We start from the raw sequence: 19133 nt of genomic DNA on the forward strand, positions 1-19133 counted from the left end.
GTCAGCGGCCGAGAAGGCGCTTGACGCGGCCGACGTCGTTCTTGGCGATCTCGGTCGTGCCTTCGAGGCGACGGGTGAGCCTGTTGGACTTCTTCTCCATCAGGTGGCGACGGCCGGCCTTCTGGCGGCGCAGCTTGCCCGTACCCGTGACGCGAACTCGCTTCGACGTCCCGCTGTGCGTCTTCATCTTCGGCATTACGTTGTCCTCTTTCGTGCGGCGGCACACCGGTGTTCTCCGGTGTGCCGCTGACATGGGCTTGTCGGCGCTACGCGTCGGCGGGCGGCTCGGGCGCCTCGTCCTTGGCGGCCTTCGGGCCCTTGGTCGGCTTCACGTTCTTGTGCGGGGCCAGCACCATGATCATGTTGCGACCGTCCTGCTTCGGCGACGACTCGACGAAACCGAGTTCCGTCACCTCGTCGGCGAGCTTCTGCAGCAGACGGAAACCGAGTTCCGGCCGGGACTGCTCGCGACCGCGGAACATGATCGTGACCTTGACCTTGTTGCCGGCGGCCAGGAAGCGCGACACGTGACCCTTTTTGGTCTCGTAGTCGTGCTGGTCGATCTTCGGCCGCAGCTTCTGCTCTTTGATGACGGTGAGCTGCTGGTTGCGGCGGGACTCGCGGGCCTTCTGCGCACTCTCGTACTTGAACTTGCCGAAGTCCATGAGCTTGCATACGGGCGGGCGTGCCTGCGGAGCGACCTCGACGAGATCGAGATCGTTCTCCTGTGCCAGCCGCAGCGCATCTTCGATCCGGACGATGCCGACCTGTTCACCGGCCGGTCCGACGAGGCGAACCTCCGGTACCCGGATTCGGTCGTTGATGCGTGTCTCGGAGCTGATGGGGCCTCCCTGGTTCGAGGTAAATTCTTCTACCGTTTCGACCTGGTGCCCACATACCGAAGGCCCCGGTACCGTGAGGTACACGAGGCCCACTCTTCCGATCGTGTTCGATCTCCAGAATCGAACACACCGCCTTGACGCCCGAAATCGTCTTGACGAGACCGGACCCGGACACCTGGTCTTACGGCGGTGACACGGGTGGGAGCGGGGCTCCACTTGCCGCCCCCGATCGCTCGGGGGCTGGTCGCTCGTGGAAGGCTACCAGACGTGTCAGAAGAACCCGTTCAGCAGCCCCCGTATTCCCCGGACGTCCGCGACCTGGAGGACATCCCGAGCGTCGAGGTGATCAGCAGGGCGGCCGTCATGCTGCTCTCCGCGGGCGCCGAACGCCTCGGCCTCGCGGACGAGGACCCGGCCAGCTCCCCCCACCGCGACCTCGACGAAGCCCGTCGCCTGATCACCGCTCTCGCCGGGCTGGTCACCGCTTCGGCAGAGTACCTCGGCCTGCACGCGGGCCCGTTGCGCGACGGCCTCCAGTCGCTGCAGAAGGCGTTCCGCGAGGCTTCGGCCGTGCCCGACGCGCCCGGCCAGGGGCCGGGTGAGAAGTACACGGGCCCGGTCTACTGAGCTTGCTCGGCTTCCTTCAAGCGCAATGAAGGGGCCTTTCATAGCAAAATTTGCTATGAAAGGCCCCTTCATTGCACGCGCACTAGGCGTCGGTGCTGCTGTCAGCTAACATTTCAGATGTGAGTGGCTTAGCGAAGGTGCCGAGGTCCCTCCTCAGGGACGAGGCCTACGAGAACATCCGCCGGGCGATCATCGACGGGACGCTGCCGCCGGGGACGAACCTGCGCGACGGCGACCTCGCCGAGCAACTCGGGCTCTCCCGGGCGCCGGTGCGCCAGGCGCTGCTGCGGCTGATCGAGGACGGCCTCGTCGAGTCGAAGCCGCAGAGCTACACGCGCGTGGCCGGGTTCGTTCCTGACGACGTCCGTGACGCATTGCAGCTGGTCCGGGCGTTGCACGAGTTCGCCGTCCGGGCGGGCGCCCCGCGGATGGGGCCCGCGGAGGTCGCCGCGATGCGCGCGGCCAACGCCCGGTTCGCCGATGCGATCGCCGTCGGCGACATCGCGGCCGCGATCGCCGCCGACGACGAACTCCACGACGTCCCGGTCGCCGCCGCGCGCAATCGGGCGATCGCCGCGACGCTGGCCCGCTACACGCCGCTGCTGCGCCGTCTCGAATACGCCCGCTTCGGTTCCCTGCCCGCGCACCGGTCGGTCCAGCGTCACGCGGAGCTGGCCGACGCCATCGAAGCGGGTGACGTCGACGCGGCCTGCGCGATCACCGCCACGATCTGGACCGAACTCGAAGACCTCCTGGAGACGCCATGACCCTCGCCGATTTCCCGCGCTACCCGCTGCTGTTCGGCCCCTCCCCCGTGCACCCGCTCGAACGGCTCACCGCCCATCTCGGCGGCGCGAGGGTCTGGGCGAAACGCGAGGACGTCAACTCCGGGATCGCGTTCGGCGGCAACAAGACCCGGAAGCTCGAGTACCTGGTCGCCGACGCGCTCGCCTCGGGCGCGGACACGCTGATCTCGATCGGCGGCGTGCAGTCGAACCACACCCGTCAGGTCGCCGCGGCCGCCGCGCGGGCCGGGCTCAAGGCCGTGCTGGTGCAGGAGAGCTGGGTCGACTGGAACGACCCGATGTACGACAAGGTCGGCAACATCCAGCTTTCGCGCATCCTCGGCGCGGACATCCGGATGGTCGAAGCCGGGTTCGGCGTCGGCTTCAAGGAAAGCTGGGAGAACGCGGTCAAGGAGATCGAGGACGGCGGCGGAAAGCCGTATGCGATCCCGGCCGGCGGCTCGGACCACCGGCTCGGCGGGCTCGGTTTCGCGAACTGGATGGTCGAACTCGAAGCGCAGGAGGCGGAGCTCGGCGTCTTCTTCGACACGGTGGTCGTCTGCTCGGTCACCGGCAGCACGCAGGCCGGGATGGTCGCCGGGGCCGCGCTTTCCGGGAAGCCGCGACGGATCCTCGGGATCGACGGGTCGGCCAAACCGGCCGAGACGCGCGATCAGATCACCCGCATCGCCCGCGCGACCGCGGAGCTGATCGGCGCCGGCGAGATCGGCGAGGTCGAACTGGACGAGCGCTACCACGCCGGGATCTACGGCATCCCGGACGAGTCCACCCTGGACGCGATCCGCATGCTGGCGCGGCTCGAGGGTGTGCTCACCGATCCGGTGTACGAGGGCAAGTCCATGGCGGGGCTGATCGACCTCGTTTCGCGCGGCGAGATCTCGCGGGACTCGAACGTGCTCTTCGCGCACCTCGGCGGGCAGCCCGCGCTGAACGGGTACACGAGCGTGCTGTGACCTCGTGAGTGGTAAGGACGGTTAGGGCCAACTGTGTTTCGAGTACCTACTGGGGGTGCGCGGATGGCGATCTCGCGTGATTGAACGGACGACACGCGTGATCGGGCGGACCGCTCGTGATGGAGCCCCTGCCGTGGTTCACCCGAGTACATGAAGGCCTGGCGACCGGGGTCGCGAAAGCCACTTTCGCGACGTCTGGTGTCCCGAAAGTGGCTTTCGCGACACCACCTCCAGGACCCCAGGCCGGACCGACAGCGGCCGGGATCGCACTCACGACCAACCCGCGGGCGCGTTCACCGGACGGCGTGCAGGTCTGGTTCCGTCGACACAACTCCCCAGGACGCAATGAACGGTCCGTTACTTGCAAAATTTGCAAGGAACGGACCGTTCATTGCACGCGGGATCAGTCCGCCACGGCCAGGACGTCGATCTCCACCAGCAGCCCGGCGGGCAGGCCGACGTACACGGTGGTGCGGGCGGGGTGCGGCGCCTCGCCGATCAGCTTGTTGTAGACCTCGTTGAACGCGCCGAAGTGATCGACGTCGGTCAGGTACACGCGCACCATCATCGCGTCGGCCAGGCTCGAACCGGCGGCCTCGAGCACCGCCTCGATGTTCTTGAAGGTCTGCTCGGTCTGCTCACCGACGGTCTCGCCGACGATGGCGCCGGTGGCCGGGTCGAAGGCGACCTGGCCGGCCACCTGCAGGATGTTGCCCTTGCGGACCGCCTGTGAGAACGCGGCCACCGGCTTCGGCGCGTTCTCCGTGCTGATCGCGGTCTTGCTCATTCCAACTTCCCCTTTCGGTTCCCCGTCCATCCACTGTGGACGGAAGCTTCTTCGGCGGCGGCGATCAGTTCCGGGACGAGCGCCATCAGGCCGTCGTAGTCGAGCAGCACCTTCGGCACCGATACCGACGCGGCGGCGAGCACCACGCCGCCGGGGCCGCGGACGGGCGCCGCGACGCAGTGGATGAAGTCCTCGTGCTCGGCGTTGTCCACCGCGTAGCCGCGGTCGGCGACGAGCGCGAGTTCCTTCCCGTAGGCCTCGGGCGTGGTGATCGTGTTCGGCGTGCGGACGAAGAAGTCGATCCGCGAGACCACGTCCGCCTGCTTTTCCGGCGTCATCGCCGCCACCAGCACCTTGCCGACGGCGGTGCAGTGCAGCGGGGCGCGTTTCCCGATGCGGGAGTACATCCGCACCGAATGCCTGCCCTCGAACTTGTCGATGTAGACGACCTCTCCGTCCTCGTAGGACGCGAGGTGCACGGTGTGCCCGGTGCGCGCGTTGAGCCCGGCGAGCGCCGATTGCGCGGTGCGGCGGACGTCGCGGTCTTCCAGCGCCTGCTGCGCGAGGTCGAAGAGCGCGCTGCCGAGCCGGTAGTACCGCTGCCCTTCCCTGCGCACGAAATGATGCGTCTCCAGGGTGCGCAGCAACCGCAGCACGGTCGACTTGTGCACACCGATCTCCTCGGCGAGCTGGTCCAGCGTCTTCGGCTCGCGGGCGAGCCCGCTCAGCAACGTGAGCGCCCTGTCCAGGCTCTGGCTCATCCGCCCACCAATCCCTCGTCCGTCAGCTTCGCCGCCGCCCATGCTGCCTCATCCGCCCCGAGGAGCGCTTCGACGACGGATCCGGGCAGCGGCGTTCCCACGTCGTCGTGGGTCAGCAAGGTGGCCGCGGCCTGCAGGTGACCGCGCCGCAGCCGGGTCGCGGGGTCGTCACCGCGCAGCGTGGCGGCGAGGAAACCGGCGGCGAAGGCGTCACCGGCGCCGACCGGCTCCACGACGTCCACCTGGAGCGCGGGCGAGAACAGCGGTGCCTCGTCGCCGTCGATCAGCGTCACCCCGCGTGCCCCGTGCTTGACGACCAGCGTCTTCGGCCCCGGCAGCGCGACGCGTAGGCGTTCCGGGTCGCCGGTCCCCCACACTCGCTCGGCCTCGTCCTCGCCTGCCAGCACGATGTCTGCGCGGGCGGCCAGTCCGGCCAGCACCGACGGGTCGCGCCCGGTCCACAGCGCGGGCCGGAAGTTCACGTCGAACGACACCAGCGTGTCGCCACGCGGCCGTTCCATCAGCGCCCGCACCAGATCGAGACAACCGTCCGACAGGGCGGGCGTGATCCCGGACAGGTGGATCACGCGCACCCGGTCGAGATCGAGTTTCCCCAGCAGGCCGGCGTCCATTCCGGACGCGGCCGAGCCTTTGCGGTAGTAGCGCACGGGGCTGCCGTCCGCTCCGCTTTCCTTGATGTAGAGCCCGGTCGGGCGCGTCGGGTCGACCACGACCGCGCTGACGTCCACCCCCGCCGCGCCGATCTCGCGCACGAGCGCGCGGCCGAACGGATCGTCGCCGACGGCGCTCACCCACGCGCTGGCGAAACCCAGCGCGGGGAGATGGCAGGCGACGTTCGATTCGGCTCCGCCGATGGTCCGCATCCACTTCCGTACCTCGTCGGGCGGCCCTGATTCGGCCGGTACGAACAAGGCCATCGACTCCCCGATGCACAACACGTCGGGCGCGCTTGTCACTTCCGCGTCTCCTCGTCGTCACCCCGTTGACCTCTAGCGGACCGGATGCTACACCTATCCCACGCAATATGCGCAACGTCCGTTGCAACATACGCAACCGAGGTGAACCTCATGTTCGAAGCCGGCACCATCGATTCCGCCGCGGTCGCGGCCGTCCGGGAGGAGCGCGTCGACTGGCGCTTCCGCTCGGTCGCGCCTTCGCTGTCGGGTCTCACGATCGGCGAGGCCGCCGCCCGCGGCGCGAAGCTGTTCGAAGACGGCTTCCTCGGCCCGTTCGTGGTACTCGACGAGGAAGCCGTCGAGCACAACCTCCGCACGATGGCGGACTGGTGCGCCGAACGCGGGGTCGCGCTGGCCCCGCACGGCAAGACGACGATGGCGCCGCAGCTGTTCGAGCGACAACTCCAGCACGGCTCGTGGGGTATCACCTGCGCGAACGCCGGCCACCTTCGGATATACCGGGCGTTCGGTGTTTCCCGGATCCTGCTGGCGAACCAGCTGCTCGACCCCTCGGGACTGAAGTGGCTCGCCGCCGAATTGGACGCCGACGACGACTTCGAGTTCGTCTGCTGGGTCGACTCGGTCCGCGGCGTCGAGCTGATGACCGAAGCCCTGCGCGGAGCCCGCCGCAAGGTCGACGTACTGGTCGAACTCGGTGCCGAAGGTGGCCGCACCGGTGTCCGCGACACCGAGACCGCGCTCGCCGTCGCCGAAGCCGCGCACGCGAGCCCGGCACTGCGGCTACGCGGATCCGGCGGCTACGAAGGCGCGCTTTCCCACCACACGGACGAAAAGTCGCTCCGGCTGATCAGCTCCTATGTGGACGGTCTGCGTGAACTCGTCTTCGCCTTCGCCGCGAAGGGCCTGCTCGACGACGCCGGCCAGATCATCGTCACCGGCGGCGGCAGCGCGTACTTCGACCGCGTCGCCGACGAGCTCACCAAGGACTGGGGCGACCTGGACGTCCTGCCGATCCTGCGCAGCGGCGCCTACGTGACCCACGACGACGGCTTCTACCGCGTGATCTCACCGCTGGGCGAACACCCGCGCATCGGCGGCGTCGCCTCATTCCGCTCCGCGCTGCGTGCCTGGGCGCAGGTCACGTCGAAGCCGACGGACGAACTCGCGCTGCTCACCATCGGCAAACGGGACGCCTCCTTCGACGAAGGCATGCCCGAGCCGCGCCTGATCCGCAAGGGCGACGGGCAGACGTCCGCACTCGAAGGTCATTCCATCCAGAAGATGAACGACCAGCACGCTTTTCTGACGCTACCCGCGTCGTCGCCGGTCGAGGTCGGGGACTGGATCGCCCTCGGTCTGTCGCATCCGTGCACCGTCTTCGACAAATGGCCCCTCATCCCGGTCGTCGGCCCCGACGGCGAGACCGTGCTCGATTTCGTCCGCACCCATTTCTGATCCGTCCTCCACTCCCCGCAGAGGAAGAATCGCCATGGACATCGTTGTCCGCTCCGCACTGGTCGCCGACGGCACCGGGGATCCGCTCACCAGGCACGACGTGGGCATCACCGACGGCCGGATCGCCAGTGTCGCCGAACCCGGCTCGCTCGCGGGCCGCCGCACCATCGACGCCGAAGGACTCGTGCTCGCGCCCGGGTTCATCGACATGCATTCGCATTCCGACCTTCAGCTGCTCGCCAACCCGGATCACCTCGCGAAGCTCTCCCAGGGCGTCACGACCGAAGTGCTCGGCCAGGACGGGCTCTCTTACGCGCCCGTGAACGACGACGTCCTCGCCGCGCTGCGCCAGCAGCTCGCCGGATGGAACGACGATCCGGCCGGATTCGACTGGAACTGGCGCTCGGTCGGCGAATACCTCGACCGGCTCGACGCCGGGGTCGCGGTCAACGCGGCCTACCTGGTGCCGCAGGGCACCGTCCGCATGCTCACCGTCGGCTGGGACGACCGGCCCGCGACCGAAGCCGAGATGAACGCGATGAAGGAACTCATCGCGACCGGGCTGGCCGAGGGCGCGATGGGCATGTCGTCCGGGCTCACCTACACGCCGGGTATGTACGCGACCACCGAGGAACTCGTCGAGCTGTGCCGGGTCGTCGGGGAGAACGGCGGCTTCTACAGCCCGCACCACCGCAGCTACGGCAAGGGCGCGCTCGAAGCGTTCGGCGAGATGGTCGACGTCTCCCGCCGTTCGGGCTGCCCGTTGCACCTCGCCCACGCCACCATGAACTTCTCGGTTAACAAGGGCAAAGCACCGGATCTGCTGGAGTTGCTCGACCGGGCGCTCGACGACGGCTGTGACATCACGCTCGACACCTACCCCTATCTTCCTGGCGCCACCTACCTTTCCGCGCTCCTGCCGAGCTGGTCGACCGAAGGCGGGCTCGACGCCACGCTCGCCCGATTGTCCGATGTGGACACTCGTGAGCGGATCCGCGCCGAGATCGAGGAGACCGGCTCCGACGGCGCACACGGGGTGCCGATCGACTGGGAGGCCATCGAGATCAACGGTGTCCGCCGGGACGAGAACTCCCATCTCGTCGGGCATTCCGTCGCCGCTTCGGCGCAGCGTGCCGGGAAGCCGGCCGCGGAGCTGTACTTCGACGTCCTGATCTCGGAGAAGCTCGGCACGTCCTGCCTGATGCACGTCGGGCACGAGGAGAACGTCCAGGCGATCATGCGCCACCGCACGCACACCGGCGGCAGCGACGGGTTGCTCGTCGGCGCGCGGCCGCATCCGCGCGCCTGGGGCACGTTCCCGCGTTACCTCGCGCGCTACGTCCGCGAACTCGGCGTTCTCGACCTCGCCGAATGCGTCGCCCACCTCACCGGCCGCGCGGCGGACCGCCTGCGGCTGACCGACCGGGGTCTCGTCCGCGCCGGATACGCGGCGGATCTCGTGCTGTTCGATCCGGAAACCGTCGCCGACACCGCCACGTTCGACGAACCGCGGCAGCAGGCCGCCGGTATCCCCTATGTCTTCGTCAACGGTGTCGCCGCCATCGACGATGGTCAACCGACCGGCGCCCTCGCCGGCCATTCACTGCGTAATCCCAGGAGTGCCTGATGATCGACTGGCTCCAACATTCGACGGGAGGTCTCCTGACCCTCGCCGCCGTCTCGATCGCGGTCTTGCTGTTCCTCATCATCAAGGTCAAACTGGAACCCTTCATCGCCCTGATCGTGGTCGGCCTGCTGACCGCGCTGGCCGCGGGCCTGCCGGTCGGCCAGATCGTCGGCTCCGCGCAGAAGGCGTCGGATTCCCTTCTGGAAAAGGGTTTCGGCGGGATCCTCGGCCATATCGCCGCGATCATCGGGCTCGGCACCATCCTCGGGTCCATTTTGGAGCGTTCCGGCGGGGCGCGGGTCCTCACCGGCGCGCTGCTGCGGGCCATCGGTGAGAAGCGGGCCCCGTTGGCGATGGGTCTCGCGGGTTTCGTCTTCGGTATCCCGGTCTTCTTCGACATCGGCATCTTCGTGCTGGCACCGCTGGTCTACGTCGCCGCCAAACAGGGCGGCCGCTCGCTGGTGCTGTACGCGTTGCCGCTGCTCGCCGGACTTTCGATCACGCACGCGTTCCTCCCGCCGCACCCCGGCCCGGTCGCCGCGGCAGGCCTGCTGCACGTGGAACTCGGCTGGATCATCCTGATGGGCCTGATCTGCGGTATCCCGGCGTTCCTCGTCGGCGGTGTCGCGTACTCGACGTGGATCGGCAAACGCGTCGACGTTCCGGTTCCCGCGGAATTCCTGGTCGCGGAGGAAGAAGGCGAAAAGGAGGAGAACCCGCCGTCGCTCGGGCTGGTGCTGGCGATCATCGCGGTGCCGCTGGTGCTGATCCTCGCCGGGACCTTCGGCAGCATCTGGCTGCCCAAGAACTCCGCGCCCGCCGGCGTCGCGGCGTTCATCGGCACCCCGGCGGTCGCGCTGACGATCTCGGTGCTGCTCGCGTCCTGGCTGCTCGGCCTGCGCCGCGGCTTGACAGGCAAGGATTTGAGCGAGCTTTCGGCGAAGTCGCTCCGTCCGGTCGCGATGATCCTGCTGGTGGTCGGCGCGGGCGCGTTCTTCGGCGCCGTGCTGTCCGCCACGGGGATCGGCAAGGCCGTCGCGGGGTCGCTGGACAACGCCGGTCTTCCGGTCATCCTGGCCGCGTACGTGATCAGTTGCGGAATGCGGATCGCGCAGGGTTCGGCGACCGTCGCGATCGTGACCACGAGCGGCATCGTCGCGCCGACGGTGGCGACGCTGGGCTACTCGCAGATGCAGCTCGCCCTGCTGGTCGTCGCGATTTCGGCGGGCTCGATCATCGCCTCGCACGTGAACGACGGCGGTTTCTGGATCATCTCGCGGTACTTCAACATGACCGTGCCGCAGACCCTGAAAACCTGGACCGTCCTGGAAACCGTCCTTTCCGTTTCCGGTTTCGGCGTGGCAGCATTGCTGATGGCAGTGGTTTAAACCACCTGACGACTGGGAGAGATCACGATGACCGGACTCGATCGACGCACCTTCCTCGGCGCCGTCGGAGCGGCTGGACTCACGACCGTTCTCGGTTCCCACCTCGCACACGCCTCCGAACAATCCTGCGGACCGAAGGGAACCGGGGCCATCTACCTCAGCAGCTACACCAGTTCCGGGCACGGGCTCGATGTCGCTCACCGGGACGCGGCGACCAACGCGCTCGTCGTCGACCGGACGATTCCCGGAGTCAGCAACGCCTCCTGGTTCGACATCAGCGCCGACCGCAAGACGCTCTATGTGACCAACGAGGACGAGAACGGCCAGATCTCCGCGTTCAGTCTTGCCGATCCGGTGAAACCCAAACTGCTCAACAAGAAATCGGCAAAGGGTCAGCACCCGACACATCTGAGCGTCCACTCGAGCCAGAAATACGTGCTGGCCGCGAACTACAGCAGCGGCAGCGTCGTCGTCCTCCCGATCCTCGCGGGCGGGAAGCTCGGCGACGTCGTCGATGTCGCCCAGCACAAGGGCGCCGAGCGTCAGGCACACGCGCACCAGGTCGTCAACGATCCGACCGGCAAGTGGGTGCTCGCGGTCGATCTCGGCGCGGATTCGGTCTATGTCTACAAACTCGACACCACGACCGGGAAACTCAAGCTGAACCAGCAGCTGAAGCTCCCGTCGGGCGCCGGGCCTCGGCATCTGGCATTCCACCCGAACGGGAAGTACGCGTACATCCTCGGCGAACTGCGTGCCGAGGTGACCGTCGCGGCATGGGACCCGGTCACCGGGAAACTCACCGCCGGACAGGTCGTCCCGGCCGTTCCCGCGGGCACCCCCGGCGAGCAGTACCCCGGCGAGATCGCGACGTCCAAGGACGGGAAGTTCGTCTACGCGTCGGTGCGCGGTTCCGACACGATCGCGTCGTTCGGCGTCAGCGAAGACGGGAAGTCCTTGAAGCTACTGAACAACGCGCCCGTCGGTGGGGTGTACCCGCGTCACTTCACGCTCGACCCGACCGAGCGCTGGTTCTACGTCTCGAGCGACAAGTCCGGCACGCTCAGCTGGCTGCCGCGCGATCCCGGCACCGGTCTCCCCGGGCCCGTCGCCGGGAAACTCGCGCTCCCCCAGGTCAATTCCGTCTTTTTCGCTTAAGGAGAAAATCCCATGAGAACTCGCGTACTCATCGCGGGCCTCGCGGCTGTCGGCCTCGTCGCGGGCTGTGCACCGGCGCAGAACACCCCGGCCGCGGGCGGCGGTGACGAGAAGACCGGCACCGTCCGGGTCTGGCTGTTCGACGAAGCCAACCGCGCGCCCAAGGAAGCGGCGGTCAAGGAGGCGATCGCCGAGTTCAAGGCGGCGCATTCGGGCGTCGAGGTCGACGTCCAGTGGATTCCGGTGGAAGGCCGCGCGGACAAGTTCTCCGGCGCCTTCAACGATCCGGCGAGCGCGCCGGACGTCGCCGAGTTCGGCAACACCGACGTGTCCAGCTACGCCGCCACCGGCGCGCTGGCCGACCTGAGCGGCGATCTCTCGTCGTGGAAGGAAGGCGCCGACATCCTGCCCGCGGTGCTGGAGACGGCGAAGTCCGGCGGCAAGACCTACGGGCTTCCGTGGTTCACCGGCATCCGCGCGTTGTACTACCGCACGGACCTCTTCGCCGAACTCGGCCTCAAGCCGCCGGCGACGCTGGCGGAGCTGACCGAGACCGCGAAGACGATCCGTGCCAAGAAGCCGGAGCTGTACGGCATCTCCGTCGGCGGCAAGTACACCTACGCGATGCTGCCCTTCCTGTGGGCACACGGCGGCGAGATCGCCAAGCAGGACGGCGACAAGTGGAAGTCCACTGTGGACTCCGAGCAGGCCAAGGCCGGTGTCACGGCGTACGCGAACCTGCTGAAGGCGGACATCTGCCCGCCCGAACAGTGCGCCAACCTGACCGGGACGCAGAGCATCACGGCGTTCGCGGGTGGCAAGGCGGGGATGTCGATCGGTGGTGACTTCAACCGCAAGGCCGTCGAAGCCGGCCAGGTGAAGGGCAAGTACGCGATCATCCCGCTCCCGGGCACCGAGGCGGGCAAGATCGCCCCGGCGTTCGCGGGCGGCAACCTGCTCGGCGTGTTCAACGCGACCAAGCGCAAGAGCCTCGCGGTCGAGTTCACCCAGCTGCTCGGTGGCGCCAAGTACCAGGAGAAGATGTACGTCGCCATGGGCAACCTGCCCACGCTCGGCAGCGTCCAGCAGAAGCTCGCCGCGAGCGACCCGTCGGTCAAGCCGTTCGTCGACACGCTCACCGCGGGCACCAAGTTCGTCCCCGCCACCGCGGCGTGGTCGAAGATCGACGCGCAGAACGTGCTGCCGACCGCGATCCAGCAGATCGCGACCGGCGGCAAGGATCCCGCTGCCGCGCTGGCCACCGCGTCCGCCGAGATGAACAAGGCGTTCGGCTAAGTGGTCACCAAGGACATCCCCCGCACCACGGCTCCGGCCGTCCCGGCACGGCGGTCTCCCCGCCGTCGCCGGGACGGGCGGGCGGCCCTGCTCTATCTGGCGCCCGGCGGCATCCTGCTGCTGGCGATGCTGGTGTACCCGATCTACCAGCTCGTCCTGATCTCGTTCTACGACTACGGCCAGCCGCAGGCGGTCGGCAACGCGCCGCTGGTGTTCCTCGGCTTCGGAAACTACGTCGACCTGCTGGAGAACGTCCAGTTCTGGGAGGTGCTGGCCAAGACCCTCGGCTTCACCGCGGTCTGCGTCGTCGGCAGCCTCGCGCTCGGGACTGGGCTCGCCGTGCTGGCGACCCGGGTCCGCGCCTGGGCACGGGTCCCGCTGTTCCTTGCGGCGCTGGCCGCGTGGGCGACGCCCGCGATGGCGGGCTCGTACGTCTGGCTGTTCCTGTTCGACGCCGACTTCGGCCTGGTCAACGAGGTGCTCTCGGGCCTCGGGTTCACCGGGATGGCGAACCACTCCTGGACCTTCGACACCTACAGCACGTTCGGGCTGGTGGCCGCCGAGGTCATCTGGTGTTCGTTCCCGTTCGTCATGGTGACGATGTACGCGGGGCTCAAGGGAGTGCCGGAGGAGGTCATCGAGGCCGCGTACCTCGACGGCGCGTCGACCTGGCGCACCACGTGGTCGATCACGCTGCCGATGGTGCGGCCGCTGCTGACCATCGCCACGATCCAGTCGATCATCTGGGACTTCAAGATCTTCACGCAGATCTACGTGATGACCAACGGCGGCGGCGTGGCCGGGCGCAACCTCGTGCTCAACGTCTTCGCCTATCAACAAGCCTTCGCCGGACAGGAATACGGTCTCGGCGCGGCGCTCGGAGTCGTGATGACCTTGCTGCTGCTGTCCATCACCGGGCTGTACGTCCGGTCGCAACGCCGGAGCGCGGGATGGGTGTGACGACAGCGCCCCGCCCGAAAGCTCGTCGAGTTCAAAGGCCCGGCAGGCTGATCGCCGAGATCATCTGCGTGGTGATCGCGGGGATGGTCGCCTTCCCGGTGTACTGGATGGTGCTTTCGGCGTTCAAACCCACCGGGCAGATCCAGGCGGAGAACCCCCGCCCCTGGACGCTCACGCCGACCCTGGAGCATTTCGAACGGGTGCTGAGCGGTGAAGGGTTCGCGTTGTTCTTCCTGAACAGCGTGATCGTGGCCGTCGTGGTGGTGGCGTTGTCGCTGCTGCTTTCGTTCCTCTCGGCCGTCGCGCTGACGCGGTTCAACTTCAAGGGCAAGACCGTCCTGCTGGTGATGGTGCTGGTGGCGCAGATGGTGCCGGTCGAGGCGCTGACCATTCCGCTGTTCTTCCTGATGCGGTCGGTCGGCGACGTCGCGCCGGCGTTCGGCACCAACCACCTCGGCTCGCTGATCCTGGTGCACCTGGCGTTCAGCCTGCCGTTCGCCATCTGGATGCTGCGCGGCTTCGTCGCCGCGGTGCCGCAGGAACTGGAAGAGGCTTCGAAGATCGACGGGGCGAGCCGCATGCGGTTCACCTGGCAGATCCTCTTCCCGCTGGTGGCGCCCGGGCTGGTGGCGATCAGTGTGCTGGCGTTCATCCACGCCTGGAACGACTTCCTGTTCGCCAAGACGTTCATCATCTCCAACACCGAAAACCAGACGCTCCCGCTCGCGATCCTGGTGTTCTTCAAACCGGAGGACACCGACTGGGGCGCGGTGATGGCGGGTTCGACCTTGATGACCATCCCGGTGCTGGTGTTCTTCATTCTCGTGCAACGACGACTCGTGTCCGTCATGGGCGGCGCGGTGAAGGGCTGACATGCCTGGCTTCGAAACCTTGCTCCCCCGTCCCGTCTCGGTGGAACCCTTGCCGGGAGAATGCCCACTACCGTCCGAAGTGGACGTACGTACCGACGCCACGCTGCCTGCCGAGGGCTACCGGCTGGAGATCGACCCGTCGGGCGTGACCCTGCACGCCGCCGACGCGGCGGGCGAGTTCTACGGCCGTCAGACACTCCGGCAGCTCATCGGACCGGACGCGTTCCGGGCCGTGCCGATCCACAGTGGACAGCCGACGATCCCGTGCGGGGTGGTGACCGACCACCCTCGGTTCGCGTGGCGCGGCTGCCTGCTCGACGTGGCGAGGCATTTCCGGACCAAGGCCGAGGTGCTGCGGTTCGTCGACCTGATCGCGGCGCACAAGCTCAACGTGCTCAACCTGCATCTGACCGACGACCAGGGCTGGCGGATCGAGGTCCCCGAGTTCCCCAAACTGACCGAGGTCGGTGGCTGGCGGAAGTCGTCCATGGTCGGACGGCACGACGGGCCGGAACGGGACGGGCGGCCGCACGGCGGGTTCTACACGACCGACGACCTCCGCGAGATCGTCGCGTACGCCGCCGCGCGTTCGGTGACGGTGGTCCCGGAGGTCGACATCCCCGGGCACGCACGGGCCGCGATCGCCGCCTATCCCGAACTCGGGCCGGAGACCGCCGAACCGTGGGAGGTCTGGACGAGCTGGGGCATCAGCACGTCCCTTCTGAACACGAAGAAGTCCACAGTGGACTTCTTCAAGGGCATCTTCGACCACGTGCTGGACATCTTCCCGTCCGAGGTCATCGCGCTCGGCGGCGACGAGGTGCCCGGCGCGACCGACGAGCACGGCTGGTTCGTCCGCGAGATCGCGCGGCACCTGGTCGAACGAGGACGTCGTCCGCTCGGCTGGGACGAGGTCCTCGAAGCGGGGGACCTGCCGCCGATGGTCATCGGCTCGTGGCAGAGCGAGGCGGCCGGGGCTCGCGCGGCGGCCGCGGGGCACGACGTCGTCATGTGCCCCGAGGACCACGTGTACCTGGACCACCGGCAGTCCGACCATCCCGACGAACCGATCCCCGTCGGCTACCTGAGCACGCTGGAGAGCTTCTACGGCTACGAGCCGGTGCCCGCGGACTTCCCCGAGGGGAAGACGATTCTCGGCGCACAGGCGCAGGTGTGGGCGGAGCATCTCGACACCGTGCGGCGGGTGGACTACGTCGCCTTCCCGCGGCTGTGCGCTTTCGCCGAGGTGGCGTGGAGCAGCCCGGAGGGCCGGGACTACGCGGAGTTCCTGCCGCGTTTGCGGGACCATCACCTGCCCAGGCTGGACGCGCTGGGCGTCGAGTACCGGCCGCTGGACGGGCCGCTTCCCTGGCAGACGCGGCCTGGAGTTCCGGGGCGGCCGCGGCAGAGGTGAGTCGTCGGCTCGGCACCGCCGCGGTCCGAGGTTCCCCATGTCGCATGGGGGACGCTGAGCGTCTCCGATGCGACATGGGGAACCCGGCCGACTCGGTCAGGGCAGGATCAAGTCCACCCGCAGGCCGCCACCCTCGCGGGGGACGGCGGTCACCCGGCCGTGATGCGCGGTGGCGATCGAGTGCACTATGGACAGTCCGAGGCCGGCGCCGTCGCGGTGGTTCGTGCGGTCGGCGGTGAGGCGGCGGAACGGCTGGAACAGCGAGTCGACCGATTCGGCAGGTACCTGCTCACCGGAGTTGCGCACGCTCAGCGCGGATTCGCCGCCGACGATCACCTCGATCCACCCGCCGGGCTGGTTGTACTTGATCGCGTTGTGCACCAGGTTGGCGATGAGCCGTTCCAGCAGGATGGGGTCGCCGGGCACGGTCCGTACGGCCGATTCGGTGCGCAGGGTCAGCCCGTGCTCGGTCAACCGCTCGGCGTACCGGGCGAGGACGGTGTCCACGAGCTCGTCCAGCCGCACCGGCACCGTGCCGGGCAGTCCCCGATCCGCCTCGGCCAGCACGAGCAGTCCCTCGATCAGCTGCTCGTTGCGTTCGTTGACCACCAGCAGCTGCGCCGCCAGCCGCTGGACGTCGTCACCACCACCGGTGACCATCGCGACCTCGGCGAGCGTCCGCTGCACCGCGAGCGGGGTACGCAGCTCGTGCGACGCGTTCGCGGCGAACCGGCGCTGGCCCTCGAAACCGAGAGCCACCCGGTCGAGCATTCCGTTCACCGCCGCGGCCAGCGCCCGCACCTCGCCGTCGGTCTGGTCCAGCCGCATGCGCTGCCCGAGGTTTCGCGGCCCCAGCTGCTCGATGGTGGCCGTGAGATCGGGCAACGGCCGCACCACCCACGACGCCACCGGGCGCCGCATCACGATCACGAGCGTGGCCGCCGCGACGACCGGCAGGAGCCACCAGAGCCCGCCCGCCGTGTCGGCGCAGCCGGTTCCCCGCGGGCAGAAGTCGAAGTCCACGAACGTCCCGAGCACCATGCCCACCGCGTAGGAGAGCGGGTAGGCCAGTACCAGGAGGACGAACAGGGCACCGAGGAAGACCAGTTCGACGCGGCCGCGCACCGACGCCCGTGCCCGCCTCAGGTATCCAGCCGGTAGCCCGCTCCCGCCACGGTGTGGATCACCTGCGGTGCGCCGAGCTTCTTCCGCAATGTCATCACCGTGACCCGCACCGTGTTCGTGAACGGATCGGCGTGCTCGTCCCATGCCTTCTCCAGCAACTCTTCCGGGCTGACGACCCGGCCCTCGGCTCGCAGCAACACCTCCAGGACAGCGAACTCCTTGGGAGACAACAACAATGGCCGCCCATCCCGGGAAGCGAACCGTTTCGCCGGATCCAGTTCGACACCGGCGCGGTCGAGCACCGGTGGCAATGCCGGACGGGCACGCCTGGCCAGCGCGTGCACCCTGGCGACGAGTTCGGCGAAGGCGAACGGCTTGGTGAGGTAGTCGTCCGCGCCGAGGCCGAGCCCGTCGACGCGATTGCGGACGCCCGCGGCTGCCGTGAGCATCAGCACCCGGGTCTCGCCGTCGCCTTCGGCGATCTTCCGGCAGACCTCGTCGCCGTGCACCAGCGGCAGATCCCGGTCGAGCAGCACGACGTCGTACCGGTGAACGGCGACACGTTCGAGCGCGGCGTCGCCGTCGTAGCAGACATCCACCGCCATGCCCAGGTGCCGCAGGCCTTCGGAGATGGAGTCGGCCAGCATCCGCTCGTCCTCGGCCACGAGTACACGCATCAACGGCTCCCCACGAGCCTCAGTAGAACGCCGGTCGGATAAAGACCGGATAAAAGCCGATCTTAACGGCCCGAGATCATCGGCTGACTAGACCTGTCGCATGATCTTCGCTGGAAAGAGCACGGTCGCGGTCGGGCTGGGCGGATCCCTGCTGATCTCGCTCGGCGCTTTCGGGGCGGGTGCGACACCGCGGCACGATCCCACGCTGCTCGGCACGCTGTTCGACGTCCTGCGGTCCGGGTCCGGCCGGGTACTCGCCACCGCGGTGCTGTACCTCGGCCTCACCCTGCTGTCGACGGCTTGGGTCCGATTAGGACACTCGGCGCGTACGGGCAGGGCGAGTGCGCGCGACGTCGTGCGGGCGGCCTGGCTGTGGTGCGTTCCACTGCTCTTCGCGCCGCCGTTGTTCAGCACCGACCTGTACACCTATCTCGCACAGGGTGCGGTGGCACACGCCGGTCTCGATCCGTACACGCACGTTCCCGCCGAACTTCCCTCGCCGATCACCGACAACGCCGCCGGCGGGTGGCTGTACATCTCCTCGCCGTACGGGCCACTGCAGATCTTGATCATGAAGAGCGTGCTCGCCGTGACCGGTGAGAACGTGCTCCTCGGTGTTCTTCTGACCCGGCTGGCGATGATGACCGGGCTGGGGTTGCTCTGCTTCGCTTTGCCCGTCCTGTGCCGCCACCTCGGCGCCCGGCCGGAACGCGCGCTGTGGATGACAGTGGCCAATCCGCTGATGGTGCTGTGCGTGGTGTCCGGTGGGCACAACGACCTGCTGATGGTCGGACTGCTCGCGGCGGGCACGGCGCTCGTGCTCACCACCGCGCCCGGTGCCGGGTTCGCGTTGGTCGCGCTCGCCGCCGCGGTCAAAGCTCCCGCGGCCGTGGCGTTGCCGTTCCTGGTGTGGGTGTGGGCGGCACGACGATCGAGCGTTTCGGCCCGTGGCCATTTCCTCGTGTTCGCGTCCTCGGTGTCCATTGTGGTCGCCACATTCGGGCTGTGCACCGTCGTCGCGGGTGTCGATCTCGGCTGGATCCGGACGCTGAGCGGAAACTCGGTGCTGGAACCGTGGCTGTCGATCCCGACCGCGCTCGGGAAGATCGCCGGGGTGGTCCTGCCCGGCTCCGCGGGTGCCGTCGCGGCGTGCCGGATGGCGGGCTGGGTCGCCCTCGCCTGCCTGGTGACGTGGCTGTGGTGGCGTTCGCGCGCGGGGGGTGCCGCCGCGGTCCGCGGTGCCGCGGCGGCCCTCCTGGCGACGGTGGTACTGGCACCGGTGGCGTTGCCGTGGTACTTCATCTGGCCACTGGTCCTCGGGGCGGCGGTAGCGTGGCCGATCCCGCACGTCGCGGTCGCCGCCGCCGTTTCGACCTGGCTCGTGGTGGGCACCCACCCTGACGGGAAAACCCTGCTGCCGCCATGGGGATTCGGGGCGCTGCTGGTC

18 protein-coding genes and 1 pseudogene are annotated in these 19133 nt (G+C 68.3%); 12 read left to right on the forward strand and 7 right to left on the reverse strand.

Annotated features, from left to right (window positions below):
* Nucleotide 1 precedes the first annotated feature (1 nt).
* Both rpmI and infC read right to left on the reverse strand, forming a co-directional pair.
* Nucleotides 2-196 carry a 50S ribosomal protein L35 gene (rpmI, locus tag ACLJO0_RS37260; RefSeq protein WP_005163285.1) on the reverse strand — a complete coding sequence of 65 codons (195 nt, stop codon included), beginning with the start codon at nucleotides 194-196 and terminating at the stop codon, nucleotides 2-4.
* 70 nt (nucleotides 197-266) lie between these two features.
* Complete coding sequence (gene infC / locus ACLJO0_RS37265) at nucleotides 267-842, reverse strand: translation initiation factor IF-3 (protein ID WP_125795494.1); 576 nt, start codon at nucleotides 840-842, stop codon at nucleotides 267-269.
* Nucleotides 843-1109: 267 nt separating this feature from the next.
* On the opposite strand from infC, the gene ACLJO0_RS37270 reads away from it, so the two are divergent.
* The 3 genes from ACLJO0_RS37270 (at nucleotide 1110) to ACLJO0_RS37280 (ending at nucleotide 3228) form a co-directional block, all read left to right on the forward strand.
* Nucleotides 1110-1469: a DUF1844 domain-containing protein gene (locus ACLJO0_RS37270; protein ID WP_061987073.1), complete on the forward strand. Its 360-nt coding sequence runs from the start codon at nucleotides 1110-1112 to the stop codon at nucleotides 1467-1469.
* 119 nt (nucleotides 1470-1588) lie between these two features.
* The gene (locus ACLJO0_RS37275) at nucleotides 1589-2236 is read left to right on the forward strand and encodes a GntR family transcriptional regulator (RefSeq protein ID WP_410584043.1); all 648 of its coding nucleotides are present in this window, start codon (nucleotides 1589-1591) and stop codon (nucleotides 2234-2236) included.
* Complete coding sequence (locus tag ACLJO0_RS37280; protein ID WP_410584045.1) at nucleotides 2233-3228, forward strand: 1-aminocyclopropane-1-carboxylate deaminase; 996 nt, start codon at nucleotides 2233-2235, stop codon at nucleotides 3226-3228. The genes ACLJO0_RS37275 and ACLJO0_RS37280 overlap by 4 nt, the downstream gene beginning before the upstream one ends.
* A 403-nt stretch (nucleotides 3229-3631) precedes the next feature.
* Here the strand turns inward: ACLJO0_RS37280 and ACLJO0_RS37285 are convergent, their stop codons facing one another.
* Genes ACLJO0_RS37285 through ACLJO0_RS37295 form a run of 3 tightly spaced genes read right to left on the reverse strand, consistent with a single transcriptional unit; the run spans nucleotide 3632 to nucleotide 5714 of the window.
* A complete protein-coding gene (locus tag ACLJO0_RS37285) occupies nucleotides 3632-4015 on the reverse strand; it encodes a RidA family protein (RefSeq protein WP_410584047.1) in 384 nt (127 codons plus the stop codon).
* Entirely contained in the window at nucleotides 4012-4776 is a 765-nt protein-coding gene (locus ACLJO0_RS37290) for an IclR family transcriptional regulator (RefSeq protein WP_125800213.1), read from the reverse strand. Before ACLJO0_RS37290 ends, ACLJO0_RS37285 begins: the two co-directional genes overlap by 4 nt.
* Nucleotides 4773-5714: a sugar kinase gene (locus tag ACLJO0_RS37295; protein WP_410584505.1), complete on the reverse strand. Its 942-nt coding sequence runs from the start codon at nucleotides 5712-5714 to the stop codon at nucleotides 4773-4775. The genes ACLJO0_RS37290 and ACLJO0_RS37295 overlap by 4 nt, the downstream gene beginning before the upstream one ends.
* Nucleotides 5715-5864: 150 nt before the next feature.
* Here ACLJO0_RS37295 and ACLJO0_RS37300 point away from each other — a divergent pair, with 150 nt between their 5' ends.
* The 8 genes from ACLJO0_RS37300 to ACLJO0_RS37335 are packed head-to-tail and all read left to right on the forward strand — an operon-like array spanning nucleotide 5865 to nucleotide 15884.
* On the forward strand, nucleotides 5865-7169 hold the full coding sequence (locus ACLJO0_RS37300; RefSeq protein ID WP_410584050.1) for an amino acid deaminase: 1305 nt from the start codon (nucleotides 5865-5867) through the stop codon (nucleotides 7167-7169).
* A 34-nt stretch (nucleotides 7170-7203) separates the two neighbouring features.
* Nucleotides 7204-8796 carry an N-acyl-D-amino-acid deacylase family protein gene (locus ACLJO0_RS37305; RefSeq protein ID WP_410584052.1) on the forward strand — a complete coding sequence of 531 codons (1593 nt, stop codon included), beginning with the start codon at nucleotides 7204-7206 and terminating at the stop codon, nucleotides 8794-8796.
* Complete coding sequence (locus ACLJO0_RS37310) at nucleotides 8796-10184, forward strand: GntP family permease (RefSeq protein ID WP_125795392.1); 1389 nt, start codon at nucleotides 8796-8798, stop codon at nucleotides 10182-10184. Before ACLJO0_RS37305 ends, ACLJO0_RS37310 begins: the two co-directional genes overlap by 1 nt.
* Nucleotides 10185-10211: 27 nt before the next feature.
* Nucleotides 10212-11342 (forward strand): lactonase family protein, encoded by a 1131-nt coding sequence (locus tag ACLJO0_RS37315; RefSeq protein WP_410584054.1) that lies wholly within the window; start codon nucleotides 10212-10214, stop codon nucleotides 11340-11342.
* Between the two features lie 12 nt (nucleotides 11343-11354).
* Nucleotides 11355-12638, forward strand: a complete 1284-nt coding sequence (locus ACLJO0_RS37320; RefSeq protein ID WP_410584056.1) for an extracellular solute-binding protein — start codon at nucleotides 11355-11357, stop codon at nucleotides 12636-12638.
* Nucleotides 12639-13598, forward strand: coding sequence for a carbohydrate ABC transporter permease (locus ACLJO0_RS37325; protein WP_410584058.1), 960 nt, complete (start codon nucleotides 12639-12641; stop codon nucleotides 13596-13598).
* Nucleotides 13589-14470 carry a carbohydrate ABC transporter permease gene (locus tag ACLJO0_RS37330; protein ID WP_125795388.1) on the forward strand — a complete coding sequence of 294 codons (882 nt, stop codon included), beginning with the start codon at nucleotides 13589-13591 and terminating at the stop codon, nucleotides 14468-14470. Before ACLJO0_RS37325 ends, ACLJO0_RS37330 begins: the two co-directional genes overlap by 10 nt.
* Nucleotide 14471: 1 nt before the next feature.
* A complete protein-coding gene (locus ACLJO0_RS37335) occupies nucleotides 14472-15884 on the forward strand; it encodes a beta-N-acetylhexosaminidase (protein WP_410584061.1) in 1413 nt (470 codons plus the stop codon).
* 96 nt (nucleotides 15885-15980) lie between these two features.
* Here the strand turns inward: ACLJO0_RS37335 and ACLJO0_RS37340 are convergent, their stop codons facing one another.
* Both ACLJO0_RS37340 and ACLJO0_RS37345 read right to left on the reverse strand, forming a co-directional pair.
* Nucleotides 15981-17009, reverse strand: a complete 1029-nt coding sequence (locus ACLJO0_RS37340; protein WP_410584063.1) for a sensor histidine kinase — start codon at nucleotides 17007-17009, stop codon at nucleotides 15981-15983.
* 17 nt (nucleotides 17010-17026) lie between these two features.
* On the reverse strand, nucleotides 17027-17686 hold the full coding sequence (locus ACLJO0_RS37345) for a response regulator transcription factor (RefSeq protein ID WP_410584065.1): 660 nt from the start codon (nucleotides 17684-17686) through the stop codon (nucleotides 17027-17029).
* A gap of 100 nt (nucleotides 17687-17786) precedes the next feature.
* Here ACLJO0_RS37345 and mptB point away from each other — a divergent pair.
* Nucleotides 17787-19088: pseudogene (mptB, locus tag ACLJO0_RS37350) on the forward strand (polyprenol phosphomannose-dependent alpha 1,6 mannosyltransferase MptB); the annotation flags it as partial.
* Between the last annotated feature and the right edge of the window lie 45 nt (nucleotides 19089-19133).

The sequence above is a fragment of the Amycolatopsis sp. lyj-108 genome, assembly GCF_046549005.1.
Classification (GTDB): Bacteria; Actinomycetota; Actinomycetes; order Mycobacteriales; family Pseudonocardiaceae; genus Amycolatopsis.

Excerpts from the sequence above, each read along its gene's own strand:
- ACLJO0_RS37290 (WP_125800213.1), bottom strand. The coding sequence starts at position 4,776 with ATGAGCCAGAGCCTGGACAGGGCGCTCACGTTGCTGAGCGGGCTCGCC.
- ACLJO0_RS37315 (WP_410584054.1), top strand. The coding sequence starts at position 10,212 with ATGACCGGACTCGATCGACGCACCTTCCTCGGCGCCGTCGGAGCGGCT.
- ACLJO0_RS37310 (WP_125795392.1), top strand. The coding sequence starts at position 8,796 with ATGATCGACTGGCTCCAACATTCGACGGGAGGTCTCCTGACCCTCGCC.
- ACLJO0_RS37330 (WP_125795388.1), top strand. The coding sequence starts at position 13,589 with ATGGGTGTGACGACAGCGCCCCGCCCGAAAGCTCGTCGAGTTCAAAGG.
- ACLJO0_RS37335 (WP_410584061.1), top strand. The coding sequence starts at position 14,472 with ATGCCTGGCTTCGAAACCTTGCTCCCCCGTCCCGTCTCGGTGGAACCC.
- ACLJO0_RS37280 (WP_410584045.1), top strand. The coding sequence starts at position 2,233 with ATGACCCTCGCCGATTTCCCGCGCTACCCGCTGCTGTTCGGCCCCTCC.
- rpmI (WP_005163285.1), bottom strand. The coding sequence starts at position 196 with ATGCCGAAGATGAAGACGCACAGCGGGACGTCGAAGCGAGTTCGCGTC.
- ACLJO0_RS37285 (WP_410584047.1), bottom strand. The coding sequence starts at position 4,015 with ATGAGCAAGACCGCGATCAGCACGGAGAACGCGCCGAAGCCGGTGGCC.
- ACLJO0_RS37300 (WP_410584050.1), top strand. The coding sequence starts at position 5,865 with ATGTTCGAAGCCGGCACCATCGATTCCGCCGCGGTCGCGGCCGTCCGG.
- ACLJO0_RS37305 (WP_410584052.1), top strand. The coding sequence starts at position 7,204 with ATGGACATCGTTGTCCGCTCCGCACTGGTCGCCGACGGCACCGGGGAT.
- ACLJO0_RS37295 (WP_410584505.1), bottom strand. The coding sequence starts at position 5,714 with ATGGCCTTGTTCGTACCGGCCGAATCAGGGCCGCCCGACGAGGTACGG.
- ACLJO0_RS37320 (WP_410584056.1), top strand. The coding sequence starts at position 11,355 with ATGAGAACTCGCGTACTCATCGCGGGCCTCGCGGCTGTCGGCCTCGTC.
- ACLJO0_RS37345 (WP_410584065.1), bottom strand. The coding sequence starts at position 17,686 with ATGCGTGTACTCGTGGCCGAGGACGAGCGGATGCTGGCCGACTCCATC.